Source organism: Pseudonocardia humida (genome assembly GCF_023898865.1).
Lineage (GTDB): Bacteria > Actinomycetota > Actinomycetes > Mycobacteriales > Pseudonocardiaceae > Pseudonocardia > Pseudonocardia humida.
Window position 1 is genome coordinate 1 of record NZ_JAGSOV010000106.1, and the last position, 21474, is coordinate 21474.

At 74.5% G+C, this 21474-nt stretch carries 22 protein-coding genes, 1 tRNA gene, 1 other RNA gene and 1 riboswitch; of the genes, 14 read left to right on the forward strand and 10 right to left on the reverse strand.

The annotated features are described in order from the left end of the window. Both KDL28_RS39325 and ffs read right to left on the reverse strand, forming a co-directional pair. Positions 1-1377: DNA polymerase III subunit gamma and tau (locus KDL28_RS39325; protein ID WP_252446576.1), on the reverse strand; the 1377-nt coding region annotated here is incomplete at its 3' end. Between the two features lie 54 nt (positions 1378-1431). Further along, positions 1432-1526: signal recognition particle sRNA small type (ffs, locus tag KDL28_RS39330), an RNA gene on the reverse strand. Between the two features lie 87 nt (positions 1527-1613). Here ffs and KDL28_RS39335 point away from each other — a divergent pair. Then, positions 1614-1701, forward strand: a tRNA-Ser gene (locus KDL28_RS39335). A gap of 86 nt (positions 1702-1787) precedes the next feature. On the opposite strand, the gene KDL28_RS39340 is transcribed toward KDL28_RS39335, so the two are convergent. Further along, the gene (locus tag KDL28_RS39340; protein ID WP_252446577.1) at positions 1788-2522 is read right to left on the reverse strand and encodes an alpha/beta hydrolase family protein; all 735 of its coding nucleotides are present in this window, start codon (positions 2520-2522) and stop codon (positions 1788-1790) included. A 750-nt stretch (positions 2523-3272) separates the two neighbouring features. On the opposite strand from KDL28_RS39340, the gene KDL28_RS39345 reads away from it, so the two are divergent. The 3 genes from KDL28_RS39345 (at position 3273) to KDL28_RS39355 (ending at position 5972) form a co-directional block, all read left to right on the forward strand. After that, on the forward strand, positions 3273-3971 hold the full coding sequence (locus tag KDL28_RS39345) for a methyltransferase domain-containing protein (RefSeq protein WP_252446578.1): 699 nt from the start codon (positions 3273-3275) through the stop codon (positions 3969-3971). Positions 3972-4038: 67 nt separating this feature from the next. Further along, the gene (locus KDL28_RS39350) at positions 4039-4926 is read left to right on the forward strand and encodes an aminoglycoside phosphotransferase family protein (RefSeq protein WP_252446596.1); all 888 of its coding nucleotides are present in this window, start codon (positions 4039-4041) and stop codon (positions 4924-4926) included. Between the two features lie 170 nt (positions 4927-5096). Further along, complete coding sequence (locus KDL28_RS39355; protein WP_252446579.1) at positions 5097-5972, forward strand: phosphotransferase family protein; 876 nt, start codon at positions 5097-5099, stop codon at positions 5970-5972. Between the two features lie 11 nt (positions 5973-5983). Here KDL28_RS39355 and KDL28_RS39360 read toward each other — a convergent pair whose 3' ends face one another. Then, the gene (locus KDL28_RS39360; protein WP_252446580.1) at positions 5984-6793 is read right to left on the reverse strand and encodes a hypothetical protein; all 810 of its coding nucleotides are present in this window, start codon (positions 6791-6793) and stop codon (positions 5984-5986) included. Between the two features lie 652 nt (positions 6794-7445). On the opposite strand from KDL28_RS39360, the gene KDL28_RS39365 reads away from it, so the two are divergent. From KDL28_RS39365 to KDL28_RS39400, 8 genes are all read left to right on the forward strand, one after another. Further along, entirely contained in the window at positions 7446-7733 is a 288-nt protein-coding gene (locus KDL28_RS39365) for a GlsB/YeaQ/YmgE family stress response membrane protein (protein WP_252446581.1), read from the forward strand. Between the two features lie 107 nt (positions 7734-7840). After that, a complete protein-coding gene (locus KDL28_RS39370) occupies positions 7841-8818 on the forward strand; it encodes a threo-3-hydroxy-L-aspartate ammonia-lyase (protein WP_252446582.1) in 978 nt (325 codons plus the stop codon). Positions 8819-8961: 143 nt separating this feature from the next. Then, positions 8962-9462, forward strand: a complete 501-nt coding sequence (locus KDL28_RS39375) for a hypothetical protein (protein ID WP_252446583.1) — start codon at positions 8962-8964, stop codon at positions 9460-9462. 59 nt (positions 9463-9521) lie between these two features. Beyond that, positions 9522-9992, forward strand: a complete 471-nt coding sequence (locus KDL28_RS39380; protein WP_252446584.1) for a phosphatase domain-containing protein — start codon at positions 9522-9524, stop codon at positions 9990-9992. A 149-nt stretch (positions 9993-10141) separates the two neighbouring features. Beyond that, positions 10142-10939 carry a putative protein N(5)-glutamine methyltransferase gene (locus tag KDL28_RS39385; RefSeq protein ID WP_252446585.1) on the forward strand — a complete coding sequence of 266 codons (798 nt, stop codon included), beginning with the start codon at positions 10142-10144 and terminating at the stop codon, positions 10937-10939. 154 nt (positions 10940-11093) lie between these two features. Beyond that, on the forward strand, positions 11094-12461 hold the full coding sequence (locus KDL28_RS39390; RefSeq protein WP_252446586.1) for a cytochrome ubiquinol oxidase subunit I: 1368 nt from the start codon (positions 11094-11096) through the stop codon (positions 12459-12461). Between the two features lie 2 nt (positions 12462-12463). Continuing rightward, a complete protein-coding gene (locus tag KDL28_RS39395) occupies positions 12464-13501 on the forward strand; it encodes a cytochrome d ubiquinol oxidase subunit II (RefSeq protein ID WP_252446587.1) in 1038 nt (345 codons plus the stop codon). 34 nt (positions 13502-13535) lie between these two features. Further along, on the forward strand, positions 13536-14363 hold the full coding sequence (locus tag KDL28_RS39400; RefSeq protein ID WP_252446588.1) for a TIR domain-containing protein: 828 nt from the start codon (positions 13536-13538) through the stop codon (positions 14361-14363). A 3-nt stretch (positions 14364-14366) separates the two neighbouring features. Here KDL28_RS39400 and KDL28_RS39405 read toward each other — a convergent pair whose 3' ends face one another. The 6 genes from KDL28_RS39405 to KDL28_RS39430 all read right to left on the reverse strand — a co-directional run bounded on the left by KDL28_RS39405 (position 14367) and on the right by KDL28_RS39430 (position 19059). Further along, positions 14367-15038, reverse strand: a complete 672-nt coding sequence (locus KDL28_RS39405; protein WP_252446589.1) for a hypothetical protein — start codon at positions 15036-15038, stop codon at positions 14367-14369. After that, positions 15035-15781, reverse strand: a complete 747-nt coding sequence (locus KDL28_RS39410) for a glycerophosphodiester phosphodiesterase family protein (RefSeq protein ID WP_252446590.1) — start codon at positions 15779-15781, stop codon at positions 15035-15037. The genes KDL28_RS39405 and KDL28_RS39410 overlap by 4 nt, the downstream gene beginning before the upstream one ends. A 38-nt stretch (positions 15782-15819) precedes the next feature. Further along, positions 15820-16386, reverse strand: a complete 567-nt coding sequence (locus tag KDL28_RS39415) for a GrpB family protein (RefSeq protein ID WP_252446591.1) — start codon at positions 16384-16386, stop codon at positions 15820-15822. A 65-nt stretch (positions 16387-16451) separates the two neighbouring features. Then, the gene (locus KDL28_RS39420; RefSeq protein ID WP_252446592.1) at positions 16452-17894 is read right to left on the reverse strand and encodes an amidase; all 1443 of its coding nucleotides are present in this window, start codon (positions 17892-17894) and stop codon (positions 16452-16454) included. A 233-nt stretch (positions 17895-18127) separates the two neighbouring features. Further along, entirely contained in the window at positions 18128-18685 is a 558-nt protein-coding gene (locus KDL28_RS39425; RefSeq protein WP_252446593.1) for a dihydrofolate reductase family protein, read from the reverse strand. A 59-nt stretch (positions 18686-18744) separates the two neighbouring features. After that, positions 18745-19059 carry a DMT family transporter gene (locus KDL28_RS39430; protein WP_252446594.1) on the reverse strand — a complete coding sequence of 105 codons (315 nt, stop codon included), beginning with the start codon at positions 19057-19059 and terminating at the stop codon, positions 18745-18747. Positions 19060-19077: 18 nt separating this feature from the next. Continuing rightward, positions 19078-19143: riboswitch (guanidine-III (ykkC-III) riboswitch) on the reverse strand. Between the two features lie 130 nt (positions 19144-19273). On the opposite strand from KDL28_RS39430, the gene KDL28_RS39435 reads away from it, so the two are divergent. Next, positions 19274-19963: a DUF899 domain-containing protein gene (locus KDL28_RS39435; protein WP_252446595.1), complete on the forward strand. Its 690-nt coding sequence runs from the start codon at positions 19274-19276 to the stop codon at positions 19961-19963. Positions 19964-20069: 106 nt separating this feature from the next. Continuing rightward, a complete protein-coding gene (locus KDL28_RS39440) occupies positions 20070-20834 on the forward strand; it encodes a class I SAM-dependent methyltransferase (RefSeq protein WP_252446597.1) in 765 nt (254 codons plus the stop codon). Positions 20835-21474: the final 640 nt, after the last annotated feature.

The following is a 21474-nucleotide window of genomic DNA, read 5'->3' on the forward strand; positions in this document are numbered from 1 at the left end:
GGGCGGGGCCGGGCGGCGGTCGTCGGTCGGGGTGGGGCGCTCGGCGCGGGCCTGCGGGGCGGGCGGCGGCCCGGCGGGCTCGCGCTCCGGCGGCGGGCCCGCCGCGTCGGGGGCGCGGCGGCCGCTGGGTCGGGCGAACGTCCGCCGGCCGGCGGCCGACCCGCCGTCCTCGGACGCCACCGGCCCCGACTCCCCCGGCTGCGGAGGAGCGGGCGAGATGGAGTTGCGGCGCTCCAGCCGTTCGAGGCGCTCCAGCATCCCCGGTTCGGCGATGTCGGCGGCGGGCAGCAGCATCCGCGCGCAGAGCAGCTCCAGCAGCAGCCGCGGCGCCGTGGCCCCGCGCATCTCGGTGAGCCCGGCGTGCACGATCTCGCCGTAGCGGGTCAGGGTGGCCGGGCCGAACCGGTCGGCCTGCTCGATCATCCGGGCGACCTCGTCGTCGGCCGCCTCGACCAGCCCCCGCTGGGCCGCCTCCGGCACGGCCTGCAGCAGGGTGAGGTCGCGCAGGCGCTGCAGCAGGTCGGCGGCGAAGCGGCGGGGGTCGTGCCCGGCCTCGACGAGCCGGTCGACCGCCTCGAACACCGCGGCCCGGTCGCCCGCGGCGAGCGCGTCCACGACGTCGTCGATCAGCGAGACGTCGGTGACGCCGAGCAGCGAGACGGCCCGCTCGTAGGTGACGCCCCCCTCGCCCGCCCCGGCCAGCAGCTGGTCGAGGATGGACAGCGAGTCGCGCGCCGACCCCCCGCCCGCCCGGATGACCAGCGGGTACACCGGCGGCGCCACGGCCGCGCCCTCCTCGGCGCAGATGCGCTCCAGCAGCCCGCGCAGCGTGCCCGGCGGGATCAGTCGGAACGGGTAGTGGTGGGTGCGCGAGCGGATGGTGGTCAGGACCTTGTCGGGCTCGGTGGTCGCGAACACGAACACCAGGTGCTCCGGCGGCTCCTCGACGATCTTCAGCAGGGCGTTGAAGCCCTGCGTGGTGATCATGTGCGCCTCGTCGACGATGAACACCCGGTAGCGCGACTCGGCCGGCGCGAAGAACGCCCGGTCGCGCAGCTCGCGGGTGTCGTCCACACCGCCGTGGGAGGCCGCGTCGAGCTCGGTGACGTCGATGTTGCCCGGGCCGCCGGGGGCCAGCGACACGCACGAGGGGCACGTGCCGCACGGGTCGGGCGTCGGGCCGAGCACGCAGTTCAGCGACCGGGCCAGGATGCGGGCGCTGGAGGTCTTGCCGCAGCCCCGCGGCCCGGAGAACAGGTACGCGTGGTTGATGCGCCCCGCCGACAGCGCCGTGCTCAGCGGTTCGGTGACGTGCTCCTGCCCGACCACCTCGGAGAACTTCGCCGGGCGGTACTTGCGGTACAGAGCCAGCGCCACCCGGCGAGGCTACCCACCGGCCCGAGCGGGGGGCCGGGCACCCGACCCCGAACGTGAAGGGGACCCCGCGCACCCGCCAGAGCCCGTTGACCCTTGCTGCCTTCCGGCCCTGGGGGAGTTCACAGGATGGACGCCGCGCGGGGTCCGGGGACGAGTGTAGTGCCGCCGTCGAGGGCGCGGGCGCCGGGGACCCCGGGCGGTCGAGGCGCGGCGACCGGGTGGGTATAGTGCTCGGCGGAGGATTCGCCTAGTGGCCTATGGCGCACGCTTGGAACGCGTGTTGGGTTAACGCCCTCAGGGGTTCAAATCCCCTATCCTCCGCCACGCGCGACCAGCGCAGACGCCCGGACGACCGCTCGCGCGGACGTCCGGGCGTCGTCGTTCGGTCTCGGTTCCGGCCGCGGAGTCGGTCAACCGGGGTGGACGGCCACGTCGCCGTACCGACGCAGGACAGCGGCCGGGTCGGTCGGGACGGGGCGCAGGGTGTGGTCGAGGAACGCGGCGGTGGCGTCGGCGGTGATGCGGGGGCCGCTGTCGCGGTCGAGCGACCCGAACATCGACGGGAGCACCGGGGGCAGGAAGAGCGGCAGGTCGGTGGGGCTGAGGTGGCCGGATCCGGGGATGGTGAGCCGGTATCCGGCGGTGGTGCTGCGGTCGAGTGCTCGGTCGAGGCGGACCGCGTGGTCGCCGGTGGGGTTGTCGTAGCGCGGGCTGGTGATCGCGAGGACCGGCTGCGGGTGGGGCCGCGTCGACGGGTCGGTCGGGTTGCCGTCGAGGTCGACGGCGGCGGCGAACCGGAGGTCCTCCCCGATGAGCGCGAGGGCGGCCGCGCCGCCGAGGGAGTGGCCGGCCACGGCGGCCCGGCTCGCATCGAGGTGTCCGGTGAGCGGACCGGTGATCTCCCCGCGGTCGAGGCGGCCGAGTCGGGTCAAGGCGAAGCCGAGGTCGGCGGCGCGGGTGCGGACGAGCTGGTCGAGCACGCTCGGGTCGGTCGCGCCGCGGACGGTGCGGCCCTCGGTGAGGACGACGACGGGTGAGTCGTAGGCGTGGTCCAGCCCGGCCACGACGTAACCGCGACCGGCCAGGTCCTCGGCCCATGCGGTGCACTGGCCGCGCACCTCGCCCGAGCCGGGTGAGAGGAGCACGACGGGGAAGCGCTGCCCGCGGGAGTGGCGTCGGGCACCGCGTGGGTGCGGGTCCGGGGATGGCGTCGAAGGTGAACGGCGGCAGTCCGGCGTTCTCGGCGAGCGCGCGTGCGACGGTCTCGGATTCCTCCTGCGTGCGGCCGAGGTAGCGGGCCCGTTCCGCGTCCGCGGTGATGTCCTGGGCCGGGTACCAGAGCTGGGCGACGACCTCGCGGTGGTCGTCCGGATCAGCAGTGGTGGGCTCGGGGCGCTGCGGGTCCGTCCACTGCACGACGGTGGTGCCGACCGCGTACGGGCCGCTGAGCGCGGGGAACACCGGGATCGGGAACGCCCACGCGGCGATGGGACGGCGCATCCCCTCCCACGTCAACTTGAGTTGACACAGGCCAGGTCGGTCGCGGAACGAATGTCAACCTGGGTTGACGACGACACGGGCTCCGGCGGGCGCGTCGCTCTGCACGGACATGGTTCTCCTGGGAAAGGGGCGGTGCGGGCCCCGGGCCCCGGGCCGACGAGGCCGCCGTCAGGCGAGCGGCACCGTGCGAGGCGGGCGAGCGGCCACCGGAAGACGGCCCACGGACGCCCGGGCACCGGCACCGTCATCGGTACGGTCGGAGCCGGCCGTGGACCCGTCGGGGGTCCCGGGCCGGGTCAGGAGACAGGGGGCGCGGTGCTCGAGATCAGTGGTGGGCAGATCGCCCTCCACCCGACCTCGACCACGTGCAGCGCGAAGATCGTCGGTCTCGTCGGATGCGCCGGCACCGGCGGCGCGACGTGCTGATCTCGAGCCGGTCGCTGGCCGAGTACCGGGCGATGTTCGGGCTCTCCGACGCCGACCTGACCGGGGCCGTCCTCGACTGCGCCGCCGGTGGGTCCAGCTTCGTGGCCGAACTGGGGCCGGGGGCCGATGCCGTCGCCGTGGACCCGGCGTACGCCCGTCCGGACGTCGAGCTGGCCGCCGCACTGGCCGGCGACACGCGCCGGTGCGCCGACATCGCCGTCGAGCACGCGGACGAGTTCGTCTGGGACTGGTACCGAACGCCGCGGCGGCGGGACCGGATGCGCGCCGTCGCGGCCGCGCGGTTCCTCGACGACAAGGCGGCGCGACCCGAGCGCTACCGCGCCGGCAGCCTGCCCGACCTGCCGTTCCCCGACTCCGGCTTCGACCTGGTGCTGTGCTCGCACCTGCTGTTCACCTGGGCCGATCCGCTGGACCTGCAGTGGCACGCGAACGCCGTCGACGAGCTCCTGCGGGTCGCGCGCGGCGAGGTGCGGCTCTACCCCCTGGTCCGGCGCGGGGCCGGGGAGGCCGTGCCGTTCCTCCCCGCGCTGCGCGAGCACGTCCGCGCCCGCGGGCACCGGTGGTCCGAGGAGGTCGTCGACTTCCGGTTCCAGCGCCGGGCCGGGGTCATGGCCAGGCTCGTCAAGGGCCACCTTCCGGCCGTGTGACCGCGAGCCGACCGGTCCCGCAACTCCGGTGCGCTCGTGCCCGCACCCGGGGATGCTCGCCCCGGTGATGCACGACGACGAGGTGCGCGCCGCCCCGGACGTCGTGCGCCGGCTGGTCGCGGACCAGTTCCCGCGGTGGGCGCACCTGCTCGTCCGCGAGGTGGCCGCCGCCGGCACGGTGCACGCGATCCACCGCATCGGCGACGACCTCGCGGCCCGCTTCCCGCTGCGGGCGGGCGACCCGGGCCGGACGCGGGCCCGGTTGGTCGCCGAGGCCGCGGCCGCCCGCGAACTGGCGTCCCGCAGCCCGGTCCCGACCCCGGAACCGGTCGCGATCGGCGAGCCCGGTCACGGCTACCCCCACGCGTGGGCGGTGCAGACCTGGGTGCCCGGCACGACGGCCGCGGAGGACGACCCGGGCGCGTCGCGGGCCTTCGCCGGGGACCTCGCCGCCTTCATCGGCGCGCTCCGCGCGACGAGCACCCGTGGGCGGACGTTCGCGGGCCCGGGCCGCGGCGGCGACCTCCGGGACCAGGACGACTGGATGCGGACCTGCCTGCGCGAGTCGGACGGGCTGCTCGAGGTGGGGCCGCTGAAGCGGCTGTGGGGGGAGTTGCGGGAGCTCCCCCGGGTCGGCGCGGACGTGATGTCGCACGGGGACCTGATCCCCGGCAACGTGCTGGTCGCGGGCGGGCGCCTGACCGGGGTCCTGGACGGCGGCGGGTTCGGCCCCGCCGACCCCGCCCTCGACCTCGTGGCGGCGTGGCACCTGCTGGAGGACGCCCCGCGCGGCGGGTTCCGGGCGGCGCTGGGCTCCGACGACCTCGAATGGGCCCGGGGCCGGGCCTGGGCGTTCGCGCAGGCCATGGGGCTGGTCTGGTACTACGCCCGGTCGAGCCCCGCGCTGAGCCGGCTGGGGCGCCGGACGCTCGAACGGCTGCTGGGCCGGACGTGAGGGCCGGGTGCCGTCCGGTCGCCGGTGGCGGGTGAGCGGGGACGGGCGGCGCTCGGCGCGGGTGCAGCACCTCACCGCAGGACTCCAGCGGGATGGCGGCGTGGTGCGGACCCGGCGCCGCGAGCACCAACGGTTAGGCCGTCACCGCGCCGTCGGGCACGATGTCGGCCGTGGGAGTCCCCTCGACCGGGCAGGTCCGCGACCTGCTCCGCCGGCACCTGCCCGACCTGGCCGTCCACGAGGTCCGCACGCTCGGCGATGGCCTGGACAACACCGCCTTCGCCGTCGACGACCTGGTCGTGCGGTTCGCGAAGGAGCCCGACCAGGAGCTGCGGGCGAGCGCGGTGCGCCGGGAGGCCCGGGTGCTCGCCGTGGCCGGGCGGGTGTCGCCGGTGCCGGTGCCGGTCCCGGTGCTCGTCCTGCCCGAGCGGGGCTGCCTCGCCTACCGGCGGCTGCCGGGCGTCCCGCTGATCGAGGCCCGGGGCGCCGCCGAGCCGGTCGCCGTCGCGGCGGTGCTGGCCGAGCTGCTGCGCGCCCTGCACGGCGTCCCGGTCGCCGAGGTCGCGGACGTGCTCGAGGCCGACGACGAGCCCCTGGAGGTGTGGCGCGACGACGCCGCCGAGCAGTACGCGGCGGCGCGGGCGCTCGTCCCGGAGCGCGTCCGGGCTGCGGTCGAGGCGTTCCTGGCCGCGCCGCCGCCACCGCCGGGCGGGGTCGCCGTCCTGTCCCACGACGACCTCGGCATCGAGCACGTCCTCGTCGACCCGGGCAGCGGCGCCGTCACCGGGGTCATCGACTGGACCGACGCCGGGCTGGTCGACCCGGCGACCGACTGCGGGCGGATCCTGCGCGACCTCGGGGCGGCGGCGCTGGACGCGGTGCTGGCCCGCCTCGGTGCGGACCTGCGAGACCGTGCGCTCTTCTACGCCCGGTGCGGAGTGCTGGAGGACCTCGCCCACGGCCTGGAATCCGGGCGCCGGGCCTACGTCGACAAGTCGCTGGACGCGCTCGACGCCTTGTTCGCACCGGCTCGGCAGTCGCCGTAGAACGGATTCGTTCACCCGGCCCGGCTGCCGCAGGTGAATCCGGGCTCGCGCTCGGGGTCGAGTACGAGCTGGGTCAGTACCACCGACTCGGACGGCCTGCGCAGCGTCTCGAGCTTGTCGCAGTCGTAGAAGGCGAACATGCCTTCGCTCTCCCCGAGCACCATCATCCACCGGCCCTCGTAGAGCGGTTCGCCCTTCTCCTTGTCCTCCAGGACCGCCCACTGGTCCTGGAACCCGACCAGCAGCAGCACCTCGGAGACCTGCCCCGTCTCCTGCGTCTCGAGCGCGGCCTCGACCAGGTTCAGGATCAGCAGGAACCCCAGGCCGATGCCGGTGAGCCCGAGCACGACGAGCTTCATCCCGGCCCGACCGACCGGCTTGCGGCGCATGAGCCGGAACGGCACCAGGAACGCCAGCACGCCCAGCCCCACCGCGACGACCACCATGACCACCACGTCGAGGTCGACGAGCACCTGGGCCAGTCCCCAGTAGGTGGCGCCGCACCACAGCCCGGCGACGAGCCCGACGAACCACGGGCGCGCGCGCAGCGCGGTGTAGGCGCGCCGCAGCGCCCCGCGGCTGATCACGTTGAGCAGCCAGGCGATCCCGACCAGGACCCCCGCGGTCGGCACCGCGATCACCACCAGCAGGATCACCGTCAGCAGCAGCCGCCCGAACAGCACGGCCTGGTCGATGCCTGCCTGCTGCGGGCTGATGTTGAAGATCCAGTAGACCTGCGCGATGCCGACGTAGAGCACGGCGTACAGGGCGACGCCGATCGGCAGCAGCACCGAGCTGATCCGCTCCAGGAGCCCGAGCATCCCCGGCCCCTCCCCCGGCTCGGGTTCGGGTTCCGGTCGCGGTTCGGCTCGTCGCGCCCCTTCGATGGGGCCGGTCGTCTCCGGAACCGCCGGCTCGGGGTCCAGCTCCCGATAATGCCGCGGATATGTCGGGTGGCTCATGGCGGCGGACCGTACCCACAACCCGTTGAGCACTATTCCTCAGGTGGGGTTCCGCACTTTTGGTGACCATTCACCGGCGGATCGTGAGCACTTCTCGCGGAGGAAACAGCGGCCGAACTGATACACCGTCGGAGGATCGGGCCGCGATTGGTCGATTCCGTACGACATCCGTCGCGGAGGACCCTTCCGCCGCTGCGCCGGACGCGGTGTCCGCAATCCGGGTCGCCCGGGCGACGATGCCGGCCCAGTGTGACACGGACCACTTCGCGGCGCGATCCCGCGCCATGGCCGGCCCCGGTCGACAGCGCCGTTCCCGTTGCGGCCGGCCCATTCCCGAGCCGATTTACTCGGCCTACCGGGTGTCCAACACTGCGCACAGAGTTCAACTCACTACTCCGATCGGTCGAAGATCGGGCTTTGGGCGCGTCCCCGTGCATCGAGCTCGAACGCAGTGGGCACTCAGACCCCAGCGGGGCGCTGACGGCGACCCCGGGCACAGTTGGAGGAAAGCGTGACCGTCACGAGCATCATTGTCGCGATCATCGTGGGAGCGATCATCGGCGCGCTCGGGCGCCTCGTCGTTCCGGGCCGTCAGCCGATCCCGATCTGGCTGACCATCGTCATCGGCATCGTCGCCGCCTTCATCGGGACGTTCATCGCGCGCGCCATCGGCATCCCCACCGCGACGAGCGGCATCGACTGGGGCGAGCTCCTGGTCCAGGTCGTGGTCGCCGCGCTCGGCGTGTTCCTGGTCGCCGGCTTCTGGAGCCGCCGCGGTCGGCGTTCCGCCCACCGGTAACCGCGTGCGCTGACACAGCGCGAAGCGCCCACGACGCCGGGCCCGTCACCGACGGGCCCGGCGTCGTACGTTCTGGGGGAGCCCGCCCCCCGACGAACGGACCGCCGATGCCCACCCCACCCACCTACGCCGACGTCGAGAAGGCCGCCGAGCGGATCGAGGGGCAGGCCCACCGGACGCCGGTGCTCACCTCCCGGCGGGTGGACGCCGAGGTCGGGGCCCGGTTGTACTTCAAGTGCGAGAACCTGCAGCGGATGGGCGCGTTCAAGTTCCGCGGCGCGTTCAACGCGCTCTCCCGGTTCGACCCCGACCAGCGCCGCGCCGGGGTCGTCGCGTTCTCCTCGGGCAACCACGCCCAGGCCGTCGCGCTCTCGGCCGGCATCCTCGGCATCCCGGCCACGATCCTGATGCCGCGCGACGCCCCGCCGGCCAAGCTCGCGGCCACCCGCGGGTACGGCGCCGAGGTCGTCGAGTTCGACCGCTACACCGAGGACCGCGAGGCCCTCGCCCGCGCGGTCGCCGACGGGCGCGGCGCCACCCTGCTGCCGCCCTACGACCACCCCGACATCATCGCCGGCCAGGGCACCGCGACCCGCGAGCTGTTCACCGAGGTCGGTGAGCTGGACGCGCTGTTCGTGCCGCTCGGCGGGGGCGGCCTGCTCGCCGGGGCCACGCTCGCCGCCCGGGCGCTCTCGCCGACCTGCCGCGTCTACGGCGTCGAGCCGGAGGCGGGCGACGACGTGCGGCAGTCGCTGGAGAAGGGCTCGATCGTGCACATCCCGGCCCCGCGCACGATCGCCGACGGCGCCCAGACCCAGCACGTCGGCGTGCTGCCGTTCGAGATCCTGCGCGGCGGCCCCGGGGTGGGCGTCGACGCCGTGCTCACCGCCACCGACGACGAACTGGTCGCGGCCATGCGGGTGTTCGCGGCCACCATGAAGATGGTCGTGGAGCCCACCGGTTGCCTCGGGTTCGCCGCGGCCCGCCGGACGGCCGCCGAGCTGGCCGGGCAGCGCGTGGGCGTGGTGGTCAGCGGCGGAAACGTCGACATCGCGCGATACGCCGCCCTACTCGGCGACTCCTGACCATTCCGTCGCGCTGGGTGATCACTCGGAACACCTGGGTCACCATTACTCCGAAGAGTCGTACGCGTACTAGTCCGAGCCTGGCCAAGAACGTTTCTGATCCCTACTGTGGCGCGGTCACTCCAATGCAGGAGAAGTCTCGGATGAGAATCGCGCTCGCCGCCGTGGCCGGCCTCGTGCTGCTGTGCTGCGGTTGCAGCACGTCGCAACCGGAGGCTCTGCAGACCGCCGCCGCCGCCGCGCCGATGAACTGCACGGAAACGGTCGCCACCCCCGCCGGGAGCCGACCGGCCCTGCTGGCCACCAGCACCGGTTCGTGGTTCGGCGCGGCGGACCTGTGGGTGGGGCTGCCCGACCACCCCGCGGCGACGCAGGACGAGTCCATCGTGCTCAAGTTCCCGTGGGTGACCCTGCAGGGCGACGAGCCCACGTCGGCGCTGGGCGTCCCGCAGGTCAGCGCGATCAGGCCCGGACTCATGACCCCGGTCCCGGCCAGCTTCGGGCCCTACAGCCAGAGCTACGGCACGGGCGGGCTGGCGTTCTGGCCGGCCACCATCGAGTTCCCCTCGCCCGGCTGCTGGACCGTCTCGGGCAGCCTCGGCCCGACGACCGTCGAGTTCGTCGTCCGGGTCAGCCCGCCGTAGCCGACGGCCCGGGCGCACCCGTGACGGCCCGCCGGGGAGCCGCCGGGCAGACTGCCGCGATGTCCGAAACCCTGGTCGGAGCGATCACGCTGCCGGACGGCACGGTCGTGCGGGGCCGCGGGCGCCGCGAGCCGCTGCCGCCCGGGCCGTCGCCGCAGTTCGGCCTGTACCTCGGCCGCGACCCCGACCTGCCGCGGCGGTTCCGGGGGGTCGACGAGCGGGCCTGGCGCCCGGACTGGCCCGCGGAGTGGGTCGACTGGCCCGACTTCCGCACCCCGCGCGACGGCCGGGCGGCCGCGGCGGCGATCGCGGGCGCCTACCGCAGGGCGGCCGGCGGCGAGCGGGTGGAGGTGGCCTGCGGGGGCGGCGTCGGCCGCACCGGCACCGTGATCGCCTGCATGGCCGTGCTCGCCGGGTGCCCCGGCGCGGAGGCGGTGGCCTGGACCCGCGCCCACTACCGCCCGCGCGCGATCGAGACCCCCGGCCAGCGGCGCTGGATCAGCTGGTTCGCCGAGCACGGCCGCGAGTAGCCTGATCCGCGAGCGAGAACGGACCGCGCACGACCGCAGGGAGGTGGGACCGATCATCGGACGAGCAGTCATCGGGCTCCCCGCCCCCGGCCGACCGACCCGTTCCCGGTAGCCGCCCGCGGGGCCCGCGCACCTCCCGTGGAGACCCCATGTCGACGATCCCCTCCCCGGTCACGCCCGCACTGGTGGCCCGGCTGCGCGCCGCGGGCTGCGTCTACGCCGAGGACGAGGCCGACCTGCTGGTCGCCACGGCAGGCGACCCCGCCGAGCTCGAGGCCATGGTGCGGCGGCGGGTCGAGGGCCTTCCGCTGGAGCACGTGCTGGGCTGGGCGGAGTTCTGCGGGCGGCGCATCGCCGTCGAGCCCGGCGTGTTCGTGCCCCGCAGGCGCACCGAGTTCCTGGCCCGGCGGGCCGTCGCGGTGGCCCGCGGGCACTCGGCGCCGGTCGTGGTCGACCTGTGCTGCGGCTCCGGCGCGATCGCCGCGGTCCTCGCCGCCGAGGTCGACCGGGCCGAGCCGCACGCCGCCGACGTCGACCCGGTCGCGGTGGCCTGCGCCCGGCGCAACCTGCCCGCCGACCGCGTGCACCACGGCGACCTGTTCACCGCGCTGCCGCCCGGCCTGCGCGGGCGGGTGGCAGTGCTGGTGGCCAACGCCCCGTACGTGCCCACCGCCGAGCTGGCGTTCATGCCGGCCGACGCCCGGCTGCACGAGGCCGTGGTCGCCCTGGACGGCGGCCCGGACGGCCTCGACCTGCAGCGCCGGGTGATCGCCGGGGCGCCGCGGTGGCTCGCGCCCGGGGGCACAGTGCTGATCGAGACCAGCGCTCGCCAGTCGCCGCGCACCGCCGCGGCGATGCGCGCCGCCGGGCTGGCCGTGCGCACGCTGACCGACCCCGACCTCGACGCCACCGTCGTCACCGGCACGCTCTCGCCCTCCCCCACCTGACCGCCCCGCCCCCGTCGAGAACGAACCTGTTGTCGATTGGACCGGTCCAAAACGACGACAAGTTCGTTCTCGACGGGGTGGGGGCGGGCGGGGGCGGGCTGACTTCTACAGAGCGTAGAGTTTCTACGAGACGTAGAAGTTGGGGGCGAACGGCATGGACGAGGTACTGCTGGCCGCGGGGGCGACGGCGGCCGACCTGGCGGCGGCGCGGATGCAGATGGCGCTGTCGCTGGGCTGGCACATCGTGGTCGCCTGCCTGGGAGTCGGGATGCCGGCGCTCACCCTGATCGCCGAATGGCGGGGGTACCGCACCGGCGACCCCGCCTACCGGCTGCTGGCCCGGCGCTGGGCGCGGGCGATGGGCGTGCTGTTCGCCGTCGGGGCGGTGTCGGGCACGATCCTGTCCTTCGAGATGGGCGTGCTGTGGCCGGGCCTGATGGGCACCTACGGCGAGGTCATCGGCCTGCCCTTCTCGCTGGAGGGCATCGCCTTCTTCATCGAGGCGATCTTCCTGGGCGTCTACCTCTACGCATGGGACCGGCTGCCGCCCGTCCCGCACATGCTGGCCGGCATCCCGATCGTGCTCGCCGGGACGGCCAGCGCCTTCTTCGTGGTCACCGCCAACGCCTGGATGCAGCAGCCCACCGGCTTCGACGAGGTGAACGGCCGGATCGTGGCCGTCGACCCGTGGGCGGCGATGTTCAACCCGGCCACCCCGCCGCAGACCGCCCACATGATCGTGGCCGCGTTCATGGTCGCCGGCTTCCTGACCGCGAGCGTGTACGCCGTGGCGATGCTGCGCGGCAGGCGCGACCGCTACCACCGCCTCGGCTTCCTGGTGCCGTTCACGGTGGCCGCCGCGCTGACGCCGGTGCAGGTCGCGGTGGGCGACTGGGCCGCGCACTTCGTCGCCCAGTACCAGCCGGTGAAGCTGGCCGCGATGGAGGGGCTGTTCGAGACCGTGGCCGGCGCCCCGCTGACCATCGGCGGGGTCGCGGTCGACGGGGAGCTGCGCGGCGGGCTGGAGATCCCGCACGGGCTCTCCCTGCTCGCGCACTGGGACCCGAACGCCGTGGTCACCGGGCTGAACGAGGTCGCGCCCGCCGACCGGCCGCCGGTCACCGTCGTGCACCTGGCGTTCGACCTGATGGTCGGCGTCGGGTTCGCGCTGCTCGCGCTGTCGGCGTGGGCGGCGTGGAGCTGGTGGCGGCGCCGCGACCTGCCCCGCACGCGCTGGTTCCTGCGCGCGGGCGCCGTCTCGGGCGTCGCGGCGGTGCTGGCCCTGGAGGCGGGCTGGACGGTGACCGAGGTCGGCCGCCAGCCCTGGATCGTGTTCGGGGTGCTGCGCACGACCGACGCGGTCAACCCCGCGCCCGGGCTGGTCTGGGGCTTCGTGCTGGTGACCGCCGTGTACGCGGTGCTGACCGTGGCCACGGCGTACGTGCTGCGCCGGATGACCCGCAGCACCCCCGTGCCCGCGGCGCTCGAGGACTCCGACGTCGACTCGTTCAAGGTGGTGTGACCGTGGCCCTCGCAGACGTCATGCTGGCCGTGCTCTGGCTCGGCCTCACCGCCTACGTGCTGTTCGGCGGGGCCGACTTCGGCGGCGGCTTCTGGGACCTGCTGGCCGGCGACGCGCGCCGCGGCGCCGCCGTGCGCGCGCAGGTCGAGCACTCCATCGGACCGGTGTGGGAGGCCAACCACGTCTGGCTGATCTTCGTGATCGTCATGCTGTGGACCGGGTTCCCGTCGGTCTTCGCCGCGGTCGCCTCCACCCTCTACATCCCGCTCACCCTGGTCGCGCTGGGCATCATCGCCCGCGGGGCGGCCTTCGCGTTCCGCAAGGTCAGCGACGAGCCGCGGCTGCGCAGGCTGTTCGGGGCGGCGTTCGCGTTCTCCTCGGTGGCCACCCCGTTCTTCCTGGGCACCACCGCGGGGGCGATCGCGAGCGGACGGGTGCCTCCCGGGATCGCGGCGGGCGACCTGCTCGGCAGCTGGCTGAACCCGACGTCGATGACCACCGGCGTGCTCGCCGTCGGGGTGACGGCGTACCTGGCGGCGGTCTACCTCACCCTGGACGCCCGCCGCGAGGGCGCGACCGAGCTGGCCGAGGGCTTCCGGCGGCGGGCCACGGCGACCGGCGTCGTGGTCGGCGCGATCTCGGTGGTCGGGCTGGCGGTGCTGCGGACCGACGCGCCCGCGCTGTTCGCCGAGCTGAGCAGCTGGCCGGCGCTTCCGGTGGTGGGGATGTCGGTGGCCGCCGGGCTCGTGTCGCTGGCGCTGCTGCGGGCACGGGCCTACCTCGCCGTGCGGATCAGCGCCTCGCTGGCGGTGGTCGGCGTGCTGTGGGCGTGGGCGGTGGCGCAGTACCCGGTGCTGCTGCCCGGCGTCACCGTCGAGGCGGCCGCGGCCACCGACGCGGTGCTGGCCGCGAGCCTGGGGGCGCTGGCGGTGGGGGCGCTGCTGCTGGTGCCCTCGCTGTGGTGGCTGTACCGGATCTTCCAGCGGACGGCGCCGGAGTCGTCGCGCACCGTGGCGCCGCCCCGCGCCGACACCCGTTAGGGTCCACGGCACCGCACCCGAGGAGAACCGCACCATGAGCACCGAAGACGGCCTGCCCGGACTCGTCGCGCTCGCCGTCGACCAGGACGGGCTGTCGCTCGAGCTGCTGGTGTCCGGGCTGGAGACCGACTCGCGCATCGTCCGGGTGCTGCGGGCCCGCGACATCGGCGAGGCGCTGGGCCACCTGCAGTCCGAGCCGGTCGACGTGGTGTTCACCGACACCGCCATGCCCGAGCTCAGCGGGATGCAGCTCGCCCAGGTCGTCGACGCCATGGCCGCGGCGCCGCCGATCGTGTTCGTCACCGAGCGGGAGGACCAGGCGGTGGCCGCCTACGAGGTGGGTGCCCTGGACTACGTGCTCAAGCCCGCCCAGCCGGCCCGGCTCGCCCGCAGCGTCGACCGGGTCCAGGCCGAGCGCGGGCTGCGCTACATCGCCCGCACCCCGATCGAGGCCGGCCCCGCCCAGATCTACCTCTGCCACTCCGCCGACGCCGAGGAGCCCGTGCGCCGGCTGCGCCAGCGCCTGGTCGCCGACGGGGTCCGGTGCTGGATGGCCGCCGTGGACGCGCGCCCCGACCAGGACCTCGACCAGCAGATCGTCGCCGCCGTGCAGCGCAGCCGCTACGTGCTGGCCTGCGTGTCGCGCCGGTCGATCACCGACCGCGGCTACCTCGACGAGCAGCTGCTGGCCGCCGTCGAGGCCGCCGACGCGCAGCCGGAGGGCGCGACGTTCCTGGTGCCGGTGCGCCTGGAGCCCTGCCCGATCCCGCAGCGGCTGGCCCGCTGGCACTGGGTCGACCTGTTCACCGACCACGGCTACGAACGGCTGCTCTCGGCGCTGCGGATCCACCCGCAGGCCTGAGCGTCACGGGTCGAGGTCCTGGATGCGGGCCGAGCCCACCCAGGTGCGGAAGGCGGTGCCCCCCGACAGGTCGAACGGCTGGTCCGCGTAGGCGGCCGCGCGCAGGGCGGCGTTGTGCGCCGCGCGCCGGTGCGGTGGGCAGCGCCTGCGGTCGAGGACGAGCGTCGGCACGACCGGCAGCACCGACCGCGGGTCGGTGCCGTACCCGGGGTCGGCCGGGTAGTCGAGCGACACCCGCACCGGCAGCGGCTCGCCGACCGCGTCGAGCGACCGGGCCACGACCTCCAGCGCCATCACGACGTCGATCTCGGCGGTGACGTGCCCCGGCTCCGGCCGCCACCCCGGCGGCGCCGCCTCGGGCACGACGTACTCGATCCGCACCCGGCTCTCGGGCAGCGACAGCGCGAGCTCGGGCCACGGCCCGGCCATCCCCAGCGTGACATCCGGGCGCTCGGGCCGCGACGACCACCGCCAGCTGATCAACCGGACCAGGTGCATCGCCTCGGGGGGCGGCTCCTCGCGGCGGTAGGGGCCGGTGCTGCGCTCCTGCAGCGCGCTGTCGGGCATGACCGCCAGCACCCGCGCACCGCTCTCGTCGGCCTCGAACCGCACCGGCAGGATCCCCAGCGTCGTCAGGGTGTCGCGGGCCGCGGTCAGCACGGCGGACAGCGTCACCGGCCCGGTCGCCCCGGGTCGATGTCCTCGAAGATGACGTTGGCCCGCACCTTGCGGGCCCGCTCCAGCTGGGCGGCCGTCTGCACCGTCCAGACCAGCAGCGGCACCCGCAGCAGCCGCCGCCACACGGACACCGCCAGGCTCGGCACCGCGTCGACGTCGTAGGCGATGAAGTGCGGGCGCGCGCGGCCGTTGAGGACCATCGCGCGCAGCGCCAGCCTGCGCCCCAGCGGCAGCGGCCCGCGCCGGAACGCCTCGGCGATCTGCCCGCGCAGCAGCTCGGGGACGTTGCGGCGCAGCCAGATCAGCAGCCGCGGGTCGAACGACTGCACGGCGTGCGGCCCGCGGTAGCCCGCCAGGGTGCGCGCCACCGCCCGCCCGACCCGCGACGGCGGCGCGTCGCCGGTCTTCACCTCGACCAGCAGCGGGACCCGGCCCGCCACCGCGCCCAGGACGTCGTCGAGCAGCGGGACGGTGCCATCGGTGCCCAGCAGGGCGATCCCGCGCACCAGCGCCGACTCCAGCTCGCCGACCCGACCCGGGTGGCCGGTCGTGCGGCGCAGGTCCTCGTCGTGCATGACCACGAGGCGGTCGTCGGCGGAGAGGTGGACGTCGAGCTCGATGCCGAAACCGGCCGACACCGCCGCCTCGAACGCCGCCATGCTGTTCTCGGGCACCTCGGCGCTGTGCAACCCGCGGTGCGCGATCGGGTGCTCCCGCAGCCAGCTCGGACCGCCGCTCACTGTCGTCCCTCCCGGTTCGGCCCCCGCATGGGCGGACCCTAGTGCCCCCGGTCGGGCCACCCGGCGCGGGCCAGGATCTCGTCGATCACCGGGCTCTTCGCCTCCGCGTAGTAGTTGATGTCGGGCCACTCCCGGTCGGCCAGGGCGAGCTTCGTGCGGGCGTAGAGCTCGCGCTCGGCGGGCTCGGCCCGCAACCGCCCGCGGAACAGCAGGTACCGGCGCACCTCGTCGTGCCCCGGCGGGTAGCAGTGCAGGTTGACCGGCTCGTCGGGGTCGCCGGCGCGCAGGGCGCGGTGGTCGGGCTGGCGCACCCGCACGTCGTAACCGAGGGCCAGCAGTTCGGGCAGGTAGGCCGGCTCGTCGTCGGGGTCGTCGATGCCGACGACGATGTCGACGATCGGCTTGGCGATGAGCCCGGGTACCGACGTCGAGCCGACGTGCTCGATCAGCCGCGCCCGCGGCCCGAGCGCGGCCCGCAGCTGCGCGGCGCGGGCCGCGAAGCGCTCGGCCCATGCCGGGTCGTGCTCGACGAGGACCACGCGCGTCGGGCGCATCCCCCGCACGAGCTTGGCGGACAGGGCCTCGTCGGTGAGCGGTTCGCGCACGGTACGGCCTCCGGTGGGTGGGCAGCGGGCCAACGTAACCCGCCGCGGCCCCACCGTCGCGCCGTTTACCCGTTGACGAACGGGTCGACCGGGGTGATCGCGCCGACCGCGGCCTGGATCGCCGCCGCCGCGTCGAGGGCCCGGTCGTCGCGGAACGGGGCGGCGATGCACTGCACCCCGACCGGCATGCCTGCGCTGAGCCCGCCCGGCGTCGCCGCAGCGGGCAGGCCGAGCAGGTTGGCCGGCATCACCGGGCGCAGCAGCTCCATGGTCGCCAGCGACTGGGCGTCGGAACCGACGTCCCACCCGTGCTCGAAGGCCGGCTGCGCCCAGATCGGGGAGACGACCACCGGGTGGCGCTCGAAGAACTCCGCCCAGGCCCGGGCCAGCTCCCGGCGCCGGACGAACAGCCCGACGTAGGCGTCGACGTCGAGCTGGGGCCGGGAGCCCAGGACGACGCCCAGGAACCGCCTGCCGTCCTCGCCCATGACCTCGTCGAGGACCGGGCGCAGGGTGTGCAGCTCGGTGAACAGGAAGTCGTGCCACAGCTCGACGACCTGCTCGTAGCCCGGCGGCACCACCTCCTCGACCTCGTAGCCCGCCGCCTCCAGGTGCGCCCCCGCCCGCCGGACGACCTCGGCCACGCCGGCGTCCGTGCGGCCGCCGGGCGGCTCGGGCAGCAGCGCCACCCGCACCGGGCGGGCGTCGTCGGGGAAGGAGAGGGGGACGGGGAGGGACTCGGGGTCGCGCGGGTCGGGGCCGTTCATCACCCGCAGCCCGAGCCGGACGTCGTCGACGTGGCGGGCCATCGGCCCGTTCACCGCCATCAGCTGGAACGCCAGCGAGCTGTCGACCGGCGGGATCGCCGTGGAGTGCGGGACCCGCCCGGTGCTGGGCTTGAGCGAGCTGATGCCGCAGCAGTGCGCGGGGTTGCGCAGGGACCCGCCGATGTCGTTGCCCGCGCCCAGCGGCGACATGCCCGACGCGATCGCCGAGGCCTCGCCACCGGAGGAACCGCCCGCGGTGCGGTCGGCGTGCCACGGGTTGCGGGTGAGGCCGCGCAGGCTGCTGTCGGTGGAGACGCGCAGGCCCATGTCGGGCAGGTTCGTGCGGCCGACCACGACCGCCCCCGCCGCCCGCAGCCGCTCCACCACCGGCGAGTCGACCGGCGAGATGGCCTCGCCGAGCGCGACGACCCCGCTGGTCGTCGGGGTGCCCGCGACGTCGATGTTCTCCTTGACCGTCACCGGGACGCCGTGCAGCGGGCCGAGCTCTCCCCCGGCCGCGCGCTTGTGGTCGGCGGCCTTCGCGGCGCTCAGCGCCTCGTCGGCCAGGACCACGACCACCGCGTTGAGCCGCGGGTTGACCGCCTCGATCCGCCGCAGGTGGGCCTCGACGACCTCGGTGGAGGACACCTCCCCCGACCGGATCAGCCCCGCCAGCTCACCGGCACCCCTGCGCCACAGCTCATCGCGCTGCGTCGACGACTCGCTCGCAAGCTCGCTCATCGCGGCCCTCCTTCGCCCGTACCCGGACCCTGCCACGCGGGTTCACCCGCAGGCCAGAGCCGCGGACGATGCGGTACGCGGCGCGATCGCCCGTGCACCCACCGCGCGCACCTTCCGGCACCGCGCACACCTGACCTCCACCGCGCACACCTGACCTCCACCGCGCACATGTCCTGACGTGTGCGCGGTGACCACACGGTGCGCGCGGTGCCCGGCACCCCACTGGTCGTGGGTTAGCGGTTGACGCGGTAGCGCACCATCGCCCAGCCCGACGCCTCGAACACGCGGTGCTCGACCAGCGTGAGGTCGAACCGGCGCCCCGGCGGCAGGAACGGCTTGCCCCCGCCCGCCACCGCGGGCACCACGAACGGCGCGAGCTCGTCGATCTGATCGGCCAGCGCGGCGGCCAGCCCCGGACCGGCCACGCCGAGCACGCCGTCGGTCTCCTCCTTGAGCCGCTCGACCTCGGCGACCGCGTCGGCGCTGCGGACCAGCCGGCAGCCGTCGGGGACGGAGGTCAGCGTGTCGGAGAAGACGATCCGCGGCGTGGCCACGTAGGCCCGCGCGAACCCCGCCTCCACCGCACCCCCGTCGGCCCGCTCCGGCGACGACCAGAACTCGTCCATCGTCTCGAACATCCGGCGCCCGTACAGCAACGCCGCCGTCCGCTCCGTCTGCTCGTTCGCGACGCGGTGGACCTCCTCGTCGGGCACGGCCCAGTCGAAGCCGCCGGTCTCGTCCTCGACGTAGCCGTCGAAGGAGATGCTCATGGTGTAGCTCAGGATGCCCATGGCGCTCCCTGGGGTCGTGGGTTCGGGGTAGGTCCGCGACCCGGCGCGGAAGTCATCGATCAGTGCACGAGCTTGAGCCCGACCACGCCCGCCACGATCGCCAGCAGGCACAGCAGCCGCGCCACCGACGCCGGCTCGCCCAGCGCCACCATCCCGTAGACGGCCGTCCCGACCGCCCCGATGCCGACCCAGACCGCGTAGCCGGTGCCGATCGGGATCGTGCGCAGGGCCATCGCGAGCCCGCCCATGCTGAGCACGAGCGCGACCACGAACACCAGCGACGGGACGAGCCGGCTGAACCCGCGGGACTGGGCCAGCGCGGCGGCCCACACCGTCTCCAGGACGCCGGAGACCACGAGGAAGATCCAGGACATCGCACACACCTCCCGGGTGCTGCACCGTCTTGTCGATCCGGGTACGGCGCGCTCGTCCGGGAAGCCCGCTCGTGCGGCTCCGGCCCCACGGTACCCAGCCCGCGCGACGGCGGGTCGGCTCGGTGGCCGGCTTCACCACACCCCGGCGCGCTCAGTTCCGGGCTCGCGCGCGGTCCTTATTCACGACCACGCGACCGAACGATGAGGAGTCGCCATGACCGTGTCGTCCGTTCCCGACCGGGCGCTGCCGCCGGTCGTCCCGGCGGCGGAGTGGGCCGCCGCGCACGAGGCCATGCTGGCCAAGGAGAAGGCGCTCACCCGCGCCCGCGACGCCCTCGCCGCCGAGCGCCGCAGGATGCCGATGACCCCGGTGGAGGCCGACTACCGGTTCGTCGGCCCCGACGGCGAGGTCGGCCTGCTCGATCTGTTCGCCGGCCGGCGCCAGCTCGTGCTCTACCGCTTCTTCTACCAGCCCGACGTCGACGGCTGGCCGGACAAGGGCTGCGGCGGCTGCTCCTTCTTCGCCGACCACGTGCCCAACCTGGCCCACGTCAACGCCCGCGACACCACCTTCGCGATGGTCTCACCGGCCGACCAGGACAAGATCGCCGCGCTGACGGAGCGGATGGGCTGGGACGTGCCCTGGTACACCCTGCTGGGCGACGACTTCAGCGCCGACTTCGGCGTCGCCGAGCTGTTCGGGATCAACGTGTTCATCCACGACGACCGGGACCGGGTGTACCGCACGTACTTCGTCACCGCCCGCGGCGCGGAGGCCTTCACCCCGACCTGGTCGATCCTCGACCTCACCCCGCTGGGCCGCCAGGAGGAGTGGGAGGACACCCCCGCCGGCCGCCCGCGGAGCACGCCCTACTGGTGGGGCCGCCACGACGAGTACCCCTGACCGGTGCCCCCGGCGGAGGCCGGACACGCGGAGATGGCGCGGAGCCACGGCCACGGGCCGGGTGCGCTGTCTCGATCGGAGGTCCGCCTTGACGCAGTCGGCCACGATGAGCCGCGTGACTACGGATCCGAGAGATCGTCCATGTCTCGCTGAGCCGGCCGGTAGGGCCGCATACGACCCCATCGCCGAGGGGTACGCGGCCGAGAACGAGGTCAGCCTCGTGAACGCCCACTACGAGCGGCCCGCGGTCCTGGAGCTCGCCGGCGACGTGACCGGGCGGCGGATCCTCGACGCCGGGTGCGGCGCGGGCCCCCTGTCCGCCGCGCTGCGCGACCGCGGTGCCCGCGTGACCGGCATCGACGCGAGCGCGGGCATGCTGGAGGTGGCTCGCCGGCGACTCGGCCCCGACGCCGACCTGCGCGTCGCCGACCTGGCCGAGCCGCTGCCCTTCCCCGACGACTCGTTCGACGACGTCGTCGCGTCCCTGGTGCTGCACTACCTGCGGGACTGGGGCCCGACCCTGGCCGAGCTGCGACGCGTGCTGGTCCCCGGCGGTCGACTCATCGTCTCGGTCGACCACCCGTTCGCCCTCGCTCTCACTAGGCGCCTGGCAGGGGAGAAGGCGAACTACTTCGGGGTCACCGAGCGCACCGAGGAGTGGACGATGGGCGGGGGCAGCACCCGGCTGACCTTCTGGGACCGGCCGCTGCACGCGATGACCGACGCCTTCACCGCGACCGGCTTCCGGATCGGGGTCATCAGCGAGCCGCCGGCCGTGCCCGGGGCCCCCGAGATGTTCCCGGAGGAGTTCGCCACGCTGTCCGGCCCGCGCTTCCTGGGCTTCCTGTTCTTCGTCCTCAAGGCCGACTGATCGCGATGGTCTCGGTGGGGTCCGTGGGCGTCGGCGCACTACTGAGCACTCCGCCCGCGCTTCCGCATCCGATGCTCGCGCGCGCCCAGTAGCGGGGTCGCGACTGCGACCAGAACTGCAACCAGACGACGAGCGCCGGGCACTCCCTCAGCGGGAGGCCCGGCGTTCGCCCTGTTCAGTGGCGGTAGCGGTGGGATTTGAACCCACGGAGGCTTGCACCTCACACGCTTTCGAGGTCTGCCGGGGAACGTCCGTGATCGACCGTTGACGTCCTGACGTGCGGCTCGGTTCTCGTCCAGGACTGGGCGGACCCGCCCAGACGATGACGAACGAGACTACGAACGAGACTGGTGAAGATCCACGCGCTGAGCCCGTATCCGGCCGCGCTCCCCCGTCACCCCTCGTCCTGGCCGCACTGCTCGTCGGAGTGCCGGGGGCAAGGGTGGCGCTGGCGCCATCGCGGAGCGACGCCGCAGGCGCCCTTGCGGCCGGCACGGAGACGTGGATCATCCTCGACCGAGGGGGGTCGGGTACCGATCCGGTGATGCCGTGCGCCCTGGGGATCTGCGTACCGCCCGCGGCTGGGGCCGGATCGACGGACCCGGCGGCCGCGACCGGGCCGGAGGCAGAGGGAGCGAGC

Coding starts and splice junctions, on each gene's coding strand:
- KDL28_RS39390 (WP_252446586.1), top strand. CDS start 11,094: ATGGACGAGGTACTGCTGGCCGCGGGGGCGACGGCGGCCGACCTGGCG.
- KDL28_RS39435 (WP_252446595.1), top strand. CDS start 19,274: ATGACCGTGTCGTCCGTTCCCGACCGGGCGCTGCCGCCGGTCGTCCCG.
- KDL28_RS39400 (WP_252446588.1), top strand. CDS start 13,536: ATGAGCACCGAAGACGGCCTGCCCGGACTCGTCGCGCTCGCCGTCGAC.
- KDL28_RS39350 (WP_252446596.1), top strand. CDS start 4,039: ATGCACGACGACGAGGTGCGCGCCGCCCCGGACGTCGTGCGCCGGCTG.
- KDL28_RS39360 (WP_252446580.1), bottom strand. CDS start 6,793: ATGCTCGGGCTCCTGGAGCGGATCAGCTCGGTGCTGCTGCCGATCGGC.
- KDL28_RS39440 (WP_252446597.1), top strand. CDS start 20,070: ATGAGCCGCGTGACTACGGATCCGAGAGATCGTCCATGTCTCGCTGAG.
- KDL28_RS39420 (WP_252446592.1), bottom strand. CDS start 17,894: ATGAGCGAGCTTGCGAGCGAGTCGTCGACGCAGCGCGATGAGCTGTGG.
- KDL28_RS39385 (WP_252446585.1), top strand. CDS start 10,142: ATGTCGACGATCCCCTCCCCGGTCACGCCCGCACTGGTGGCCCGGCTG.
- KDL28_RS39425 (WP_252446593.1), bottom strand. CDS start 18,685: ATGGGCATCCTGAGCTACACCATGAGCATCTCCTTCGACGGCTACGTC.
- KDL28_RS39380 (WP_252446584.1), top strand. CDS start 9,522: ATGTCCGAAACCCTGGTCGGAGCGATCACGCTGCCGGACGGCACGGTC.
- KDL28_RS39375 (WP_252446583.1), top strand. CDS start 8,962: ATGAGAATCGCGCTCGCCGCCGTGGCCGGCCTCGTGCTGCTGTGCTGC.
- KDL28_RS39345 (WP_252446578.1), top strand. CDS start 3,273: ATGCGCCGGCACCGGCGGCGCGACGTGCTGATCTCGAGCCGGTCGCTG.
- KDL28_RS39430 (WP_252446594.1), bottom strand. CDS start 19,059: ATGTCCTGGATCTTCCTCGTGGTCTCCGGCGTCCTGGAGACGGTGTGG.
- KDL28_RS39370 (WP_252446582.1), top strand. CDS start 7,841: ATGCCCACCCCACCCACCTACGCCGACGTCGAGAAGGCCGCCGAGCGG.